We start from the raw sequence: 6,980 nt of genomic DNA on the forward strand, positions 1-6,980 counted from the left end.
CCGGAAGAAGCCCTCGACTGCGCGGGCGACCTCTACCTCAGTGGACTGGCCATCTAATCAACACCCCTCCACGAACTTCCGCGGAGCAGCACTAGGACTGCTCCTCGCCGTCCCCGTCGCGGATGGCCCGGGCGCGGCGGAACAGCGCGTCGGTCTCCTCGGCGAGCACCCCGCCCAGCAACAGCTGCGGGCGGTAGAAGGACTTGGCGGCGTCGGCCACGGCGGTGGCGGACAGGTCGATCTGGTCCAGGCCGGTGCGACGCAGTCCTTCGATCGACGTCCCCCACACGACCCGCCCGATCCCGGCCCACGCGCACGCGCTCATGCACATGGGGCACGGCTCCGCCGTCGTGTACAGGGTCGTGCCCTCCCAGTCGGGGCTTCCCAGAGGTCGCGCGTACTCGTCGTGGGTGACGATCCCGCGGTGTCGCGTCGGGCTTCCCGCCGCCGCGACACCCCGGGCCACCACCCGGCCCGAGCGCACGATCACCGCCCCGAAGGGGTAGCGCTCGTTCCCGCGGCCCTCCTCGATCGCCTGCTCCATGAACCGCTCGTGGCTCGGTGTCCCGGCGTCCGCCACCGACCCCGCCGCCGACCCCGCCGCCGCGTACGCCACCAACCCCGCCGCGCCGACCGAGCCGAGGAACCCGCGCCTGTTCAACATCCCGTGCCCTCTCTCCAGTTGCCGTGCCGTCACGGCAGCATTGTCCCCGGGCAGGCCTCCTCCAGCCGGTACTCCCGCCGGGCCGCGTCGTAACCGAACAGGCCCGCGTAGCGTCCCCAGTCCGTCGCCGTCTCCAGCTGCCGGTCGACCTGCTCGCTGGTGTAGTGGTGGGCGAGCAGATCGCGGAAGAAACCGGCCCGGACCGTGGCGCCCGCTTCACCGCGGAGACTGTTGGTGATCAGCCTGACCAGCGGCACCTCCACCGCCGCCGCGGCGAAGAGGGCGCGGGAGTCCTGGACGTCGGCGTGGGCGAAGGCGGTGCCGTCCTCGGTGAGGAGCAGGTCGTCGCCGTGGATCTCGGCGAAGCCGAGCAGGTCGAGGGCGTCGACCTGGGGGAGCATGTCGTCGATGTCGAGGCCGAGTTCGTCGGCGAGGTCGGCGAGGTCGCAGCGGCCGTCGCGGTGGGCGATCATCTCGGAGAGGCCGGAGAGGCCGTCGACGCTGGCGGTGGGCAGCGGGGTGGTGGCGAGGGTCCGGCGGTCGGGGCGGTCCGCGTCGGGGCGGCCCGGGTCGGGGCGGCCGGGCGGGCGGGTCTCCTTGGGGCGGCCGGTCATGATCCGGTAGACCCGGTCGACCAGTTCGTCGAAGGCGGCGCAGTCGCGGTCGCGCGGGCGGTCGAGGTCGACCTCGACGGTTTCGCGGATGGTGCCGTACGGGCGGGAGCCGAGGACGACGACGCGGTCCGCCATCAGGACCGCCTCCTCGATGTTGTGGGTGACCAGTACGACGGCGCGGGTGGGGAACTGGCCGGAGTCCCACAGCTCCATCAGTTCGCCGCGCAGGTTCTCGGCGGTGAGCACGTCGAGCGCGGAGAACGGCTCGTCCATCATCAGCACGTCCGGCTCGACCACCAACGCCCGGGCGAAGCCGACCCGTTGGCGCATGCCGCCGGAGAGCTCCTTGGGGTAGGCGGACTCGAAGCCGGCCAGGCCGATCAGGTCGATGGCCTGGTCGGCGGCCCGGGCGCGTTCGCGGGGCGGCACCCCGCGCGCCTCCAGACCGAGTTCGACGTTCTGCCGGACGGTCAGCCAGGGCAGCAGGGCGAAGGTCTGGAAGACCAGCGCGGTGCCGGGGTTGGCGCCGGTGAGCGGGGTGCCGCGGTAGCGGACCGTGCCGGAGGTGGGCGGCAGGAGGCCGGCCAGGCAGCGCAGCAAGGTGGACTTGCCGGAGCCGGAGCGGCCGAGCAGGGCGACGATCTCGCCGGACCGGACGGTGAGGTCGATCCCGGAGAGTACCGGCAGTTCGCCGTCGGCCCCGGCGTAGGCCTTGGTGAGGCCGACGGTCTCCAGCAGGATCCCGTCGTCGACCGGCGGGGCCGGGGCAGCGGGGGTGGCGGGGGCGGCCACGGCAACGGGACGGAGGAACGGCAAGCGCATCGGACGGAACCTCACTGCAGCGAGTAGCGGCGCTCGGCCAGCCGGTACAGCCGGCGCCAGAGCAGGCGGTTGAGGGCGACGACGTACAGGCTCATCACCGCCACCCCGGCGAGCAGGTGCGGGTGGTCGCCGCGTTCGGTGGCCCGGGCGATGTACGCGCCGAGGCCGGTGGCGGTCAGGGTGGTGCCGCCGAAGGTGACCACCTCGGAGACGATGGCGGCGTTCCACGCCCCGCCGGAGGCGGTGATGCCGCCGGTGACGTACGCCGGGAAGATCCCGGGGATGATCAGCCGCCGCCAGCGCTGCCAGCCGCGCACGCCGAGGTCGTCCATGGCCTCGCGCAGGTCGCTGGGGATGGCCATGGCGCCGGCGATGGCGTTGAACAGGATGTACCACTGGGCGCCGAGGGCCATCAGCAGGATGCCGCCGAGGTCGATCGACAGGCCGGTGCGCAGCAGCAGCCAGACCACCAGCGGGAAGAGGAAGTTGGCGGGGAAGCTGGCGAGGATCTGGACCAGCGGCTGGGCGATCCGGGTCAGCCGGGGCGAGAAGCCGATCTTCACCCCGACCGGCACCCAGACCACGGTGGCCACCGCGACCAGCACGACCACCCGGGCCAGGGTGGCCAGGCCGAGCAGCAGCGGCTCGCCGAAGACGCCGAGGCCGGTGCGGTGGGCGAGGTAGCGGCCGAGGTCGACCAGGCCCCAGAGCACGATGCCGCCGGAGACCAGGGCGAAGGTGACGTCCCCGGCCCGCTGCCAGGCCGGGTGGACGGCGAGCGGGCGGTCGTCGGTGCCGAATACCCGCCCGGCCCGGTTCAGCGCCCGTCCGAGGGGGCGCAGCGCCCGGCCGAGCACGGCGGGCAGGTGGGAGCGGCGCAGCAGGTCGAGGACCGTGGAGCGCTGCACCTCGGTGGCCTCGGACTGCTCGTTGCGGAAGCGTTCGGCCCAGGCGGTGAGCGGCCGCCAGAACAGGAAGTTGACGCCGACGACGAGGACGACCATGGTGGCGATCGCCCAGCCGACGCTGCCGAGGTCCCCGGCGGCGATGGCGGCGCCGGCGTAGGAGCCGACCCCGGGCAGCGCGTACCGCTGGTTGTCGACGGTGATCGCCTCGGAAGCGACCAGGAAGAACCAGCCGCCGCCGAAGCTGAGCATGCCGTTCCAGACCAGGACGATCATCCCCGAGGGCAGTTCCACCTTCCAGAACCGCGTCCACCGGCTGCACCGGAACGACCGCGACAGTTCGTCGAGTTCGCGCGGCAGCGAGACCAGTGAGTGGTAGAAGCCGAAGGTCATGTTCCACGCCTGGGACGTGAAGATGGCGAACACGGCGGCGCACTCCAGGCCCAGCACGGAGCCGGGGAACAGGGCGAGGAAGCCGGTCACCGCGACGGTGAGGAAGGCCAGCACCGGCACCGACTGGAGGATGTCCAGCGCCGGGATCAGCACCCGTTCCAGCCGGCGGCTGCGGGCGGCGGCGTAGGCGTAGCCGAAGGTGAAGACGACCGAGAGGGCGAGCGCGGCGAACATCCGCAGCAGTGAGCGCGCGGCGTAGTACGGCAGGTGGGACGGGTCGGTGGAGACGGTGGCGTCCCGGGCGGTGGCGAACCGCACCGTGGTGCCCTGCCCCACCCGCAGTGCCAGGTAGAGCAGGACCAGCACGGCGGCCGCCACGACCGCGTCCACCCAGACGGTCCGGGCCCGGCGGCGCAACGCCCGGGGCGGCAGCGGGCCCCGGGACAGGTCCGGGGCGGACTTCAGCAAGGACATGACGGACCTCCGGCGCACAAACCCGGGCAGTCTGCTCCCTGCCGACGTCCGTATGCAAATGGACCGGTGCCGGACCGGCCGGTCAGGCCGCAGCCTCGACGAACTCCAACAGGTTGCCGACCGGGTCGGTGGTGTAGAAGCGGCGCCGGGGCGGCAGGCTCTCGTCCCAGACCACCTGGGCGCCGAGTTCGGCCAGCCGTCCGGCGAACTCGTTGATCTCGCAGACCGCCATCCCGGGGTGGGCCTTGGTGCTGGGACGGAAGCGCTCCTCGATGCCGAGGTAGAGCCGCACCCGGCCGCCGTCGGCGGCGAACCAGCACCCGCCGCGTCCGGTGAGCGGCTGGGGCTTGGGGATCTCGGCCATCTGCAGGACGTCGCCGTAGAAGGCGCGCAGCAGGGCCTCGCTGCCGGGTGGGGCGGAGAGCTGGACGTGGTCGAGGGCCGTGATCACTGTGGCCTCCTGTCGGACGGTGCGGTCAGGGTGGACGTGGCGTGCTGCCGGGCCGCGGCGACCAGCAGCCGGGCGGTCGGGGTGGGCAGGTCCAGGTGGCGGGCGATCCACTGCGGGTCGTGCCCGTGGGTGGCGAACACCCAGGCGGTGTACAGCCGGTTCAGGCCGGGGGCGCCGGGGGCGAGCAGCAGCGGGCGGACCCGCTCCATCGGGAAGCCTTCCAGCGTGCGGGCGCTGAACCACTGGGTGTCGTCCTCACCGGCGGCGGCCCGGTCCGCGAGCGGGCGGCCCGCCTGCCGCCGGCTCCGGGCCAGCAGCAGCGCGAGCAGCAGCCCGGCCGTCGCGGCGCCGATGAGCACGCCGGACAGGAAGGGCCGCAGCGGGGCCGGGGCGAGGGCGAGGGCGACGGTCTGGAGGCCGAGCAGGAGGAGGACGCCGCACAGGGCGGTCCCTCTGCCGGTCCGTGCGAACGGGGCGGTTCCGGTCATGGCGGTGTCCTCCTCCGGTGGTGCGGTGGGTACGGCTGCCGGTTCGGGCAGCTTCGAACGACCTCAAGCGGCTTCAGGCGGCGCGGACCAGCCGCGGGTCGTACTTGTAGCCGATCTGCCGGACGGTGGCGATCGCCTCCCGGTGGCCGGGGCCGAGCTTGCGGCGGATCCGGGCTATGTGGGTGGCGATGGTGCGGGTGTCGCCGGTGTCCGGCCGGCCCCAGACCGTCTCCATCAGCTGGCGGCGGGAGTGCACCCGCAGCGGGTTGCCGACCAGGTGCGCGAGCAGTTCGAACTCCAGGTACGGCAGGTCGAGCTGCTGGCCGTCGACGGTGACGGTGCGCTGATCGGGGTCGACCACCAGTCCGGGGTCCGGGCCGATGACGGGACGCGTGGCGGCCGGGACGGCCGGTGCGGGGCGCAGGTGCCGCACCGTGGCCGGGACGGCGGGGGCGGCGGCGTGGTCCGAGAAGATGGCGTCGAGCCTGGGGTAGCGCACGGCCATGGCGGATGCTCCTTCGTCGGGTCGGACGAGTCGGGGGAGTGGTGGGTCAGAGGCCCGGGTGCCAGGAGGCTTCCAGCCGGGCCGTCCCGTCCGGGGCGGTGACGGTCCGCCAGCTGGACCGCATCGGCAACGGGCGGCCGCTCGGTACGGTCGCGGCCGACGTGGCGACGGCCTGCAGGACGGGGTTGTCCAGCGGGCTCGCTGCCAGGCGTCGGCCCACCGCGGCGAGGGCGGCGCGCAGTCGGCCGGGTTCGGTGGACGGAAGGGCGGGCTGGAACGCGGCAACGATGGACATGGCAGGTCACCTCCGTGACGGAACGATGAAAAATGAGCAAGTGCGCTGACACGCGCAGGAATTGATGAAACCTCAGGCTGCGGTCGCGGCGGCGGCCCGGTGGTGGGCGGCGGCGTGGGCGAGGCGGTGCGCGGCGGTCGGCGGGAGGTCCGCGAAGGCGGCGAGCCAGTCCGGGCGGTGCCCCTGGCGGGCCAGCAGGTAGGCCAGGTGGACGCGCGGCTCGTACGCGGAGGTCGGGCTGTTGGGCGTGCCCGAACGGGGGCAGGCGCCGGGGTCGTCGAGGCGGTAGGCGCGCTCGACGCCGTCGTGCAGGGCGAGTCGGATGCTCGGGCAGTGGTGGAACAGGGGGTTGGTGCGCATGGCCGTGCTCCCTTCCTTCCCCCGGGCGCGGGGTGGTTGAGGGTTCCGGGGCGGGCCGGGGGCGGCGGCGGTCGTTCGGGGCGCCGCCGCCCCCGGCGTCCGGCTCAGTGGTTCATGGCGGTCTGGACGATCTTGACGATGACCATGATCATCGCGATCAGCAGGTACGCGCGCAGGGCGCCCATGCCGATCTTGCGGGCGGTGGACATCACCGGCTTCTCCAGCGTCTCCAGCGGGGGCAACCGCCAGTTCTCGCGGCCGGTGCGGTCGATGGGGTCCTCCTTGGTGCCCCGGCGGCCGAAGGTGAAGAAGTACCCGGCGACCAGCACGCCCGCCACGCCGCAGCCGGCCATGATCCACAGGATCGCGTCCGAGCTGATGTCCGGCCAGACCACGGCGGCGGTGAGGATCAGCGAGAGGGTGACCAGGACGCCGACCACGGCGGCGGTGAAGGCGTTGGTCCTGGGGCCGTTGACCCACGGGCCGAGCACGGCCTTGTCGTTGCAGAGCAGCAGCAGGAAGACGGTGGCGGAGGGCAGCAGCACGCCGGCGAGCACCTGGACGAACTGGGTCATCAGACCTTGGGTGTAGTCGGTGGACAGCAGGGTGATGGCGGCCGCCGCGACCACCAGGCCGGCGTAGATGCCGTAGAAGCCCTTGGCGCCCTTGACCCCGCGGTGCAGCGAGTGCTTGATGCCGAAGACGTCGCCGATCGCGTAGGCGGTGGACAGCGACACCGCGAAGGCGCCGATGATCGAGGCGTCCAGCAGCGCGATGGCGAACAGCACGCCCGCCAGGTGGCCGGCCTTGTCCTCGATGCCCCTGGCCACGGCGGCCGCGTCGGAGAACTGGCCGAAGCCGTCGGTCCCGGCGAAGGCGGCGGCGGTGAAGCCCATCATCGCGGCGGCGCCGACGATCACGATCGCGATGCCGATCCACAGGTCGACCTTCTCGTACTTCATGAACCGCGGGGTGATCCGCTTGTCGATGACGTACGACTGCTGGAAGA

9 protein-coding genes are annotated in these 6,980 nt (G+C 72.9%); all 9 read right to left on the reverse strand.

Annotation, left to right across the window (positions count from 1 at the left end; translation table 11 throughout):
- Positions 1 to 91 precede the first annotated feature (91 nt).
- Entirely contained in the window at positions 92 to 664 is a 573-nt protein-coding gene (locus tag ACFVWU_RS43795; protein WP_387632075.1) for a nucleoside deaminase, read from the reverse strand.
- Between the two features lie 29 nt (positions 665 to 693).
- Complete coding sequence (locus ACFVWU_RS43800; protein WP_387632078.1) at positions 694 to 2,100, reverse strand: nitrate/sulfonate/bicarbonate ABC transporter ATP-binding protein; 1,407 nt, start codon at positions 2,098 to 2,100, stop codon at positions 694 to 696.
- A gap of 11 nt (positions 2,101 to 2,111) precedes the next feature.
- Complete coding sequence (locus ACFVWU_RS43805) at positions 2,112 to 3,872, reverse strand: ABC transporter permease (RefSeq protein WP_387632081.1); 1,761 nt, start codon at positions 3,870 to 3,872, stop codon at positions 2,112 to 2,114.
- 82 nt (positions 3,873 to 3,954) lie between these two features.
- Entirely contained in the window at positions 3,955 to 4,323 is a 369-nt protein-coding gene (locus ACFVWU_RS43810) for a glyoxalase (RefSeq protein WP_387632083.1), read from the reverse strand.
- Positions 4,320 to 4,811 carry a hypothetical protein gene (locus ACFVWU_RS43815; protein WP_387632084.1) on the reverse strand — a complete coding sequence of 164 codons (492 nt, stop codon included), beginning with the start codon at positions 4,809 to 4,811 and terminating at the stop codon, positions 4,320 to 4,322. The genes ACFVWU_RS43810 and ACFVWU_RS43815 overlap by 4 nt, the downstream gene beginning before the upstream one ends.
- Before the next feature lie 73 nt (positions 4,812 to 4,884).
- Positions 4,885 to 5,316 carry a winged helix-turn-helix domain-containing protein gene (locus ACFVWU_RS43820; RefSeq protein ID WP_387632086.1) on the reverse strand — a complete coding sequence of 144 codons (432 nt, stop codon included), beginning with the start codon at positions 5,314 to 5,316 and terminating at the stop codon, positions 4,885 to 4,887.
- Positions 5,317 to 5,362: 46 nt separating this feature from the next.
- Positions 5,363 to 5,611 carry a hypothetical protein gene (locus ACFVWU_RS43825; RefSeq protein ID WP_387632088.1) on the reverse strand — a complete coding sequence of 83 codons (249 nt, stop codon included), beginning with the start codon at positions 5,609 to 5,611 and terminating at the stop codon, positions 5,363 to 5,365.
- A gap of 72 nt (positions 5,612 to 5,683) precedes the next feature.
- Positions 5,684 to 5,971, reverse strand: a complete 288-nt coding sequence (locus ACFVWU_RS43830) for a hypothetical protein (RefSeq protein WP_387632090.1) — start codon at positions 5,969 to 5,971, stop codon at positions 5,684 to 5,686.
- Positions 5,972 to 6,075: 104 nt separating this feature from the next.
- Positions 6,076 to 6,980 (reverse strand): divalent metal cation transporter (locus ACFVWU_RS43835; RefSeq protein WP_387632093.1); only part of this gene is annotated, 905 nt, incomplete at its 5' end.

Source organism: Kitasatospora sp. NPDC058190 (assembly GCF_042883685.1).
In the GTDB taxonomy this organism is placed as follows: Bacteria; Actinomycetota; Actinomycetes; order Streptomycetales; family Streptomycetaceae; genus Kitasatospora.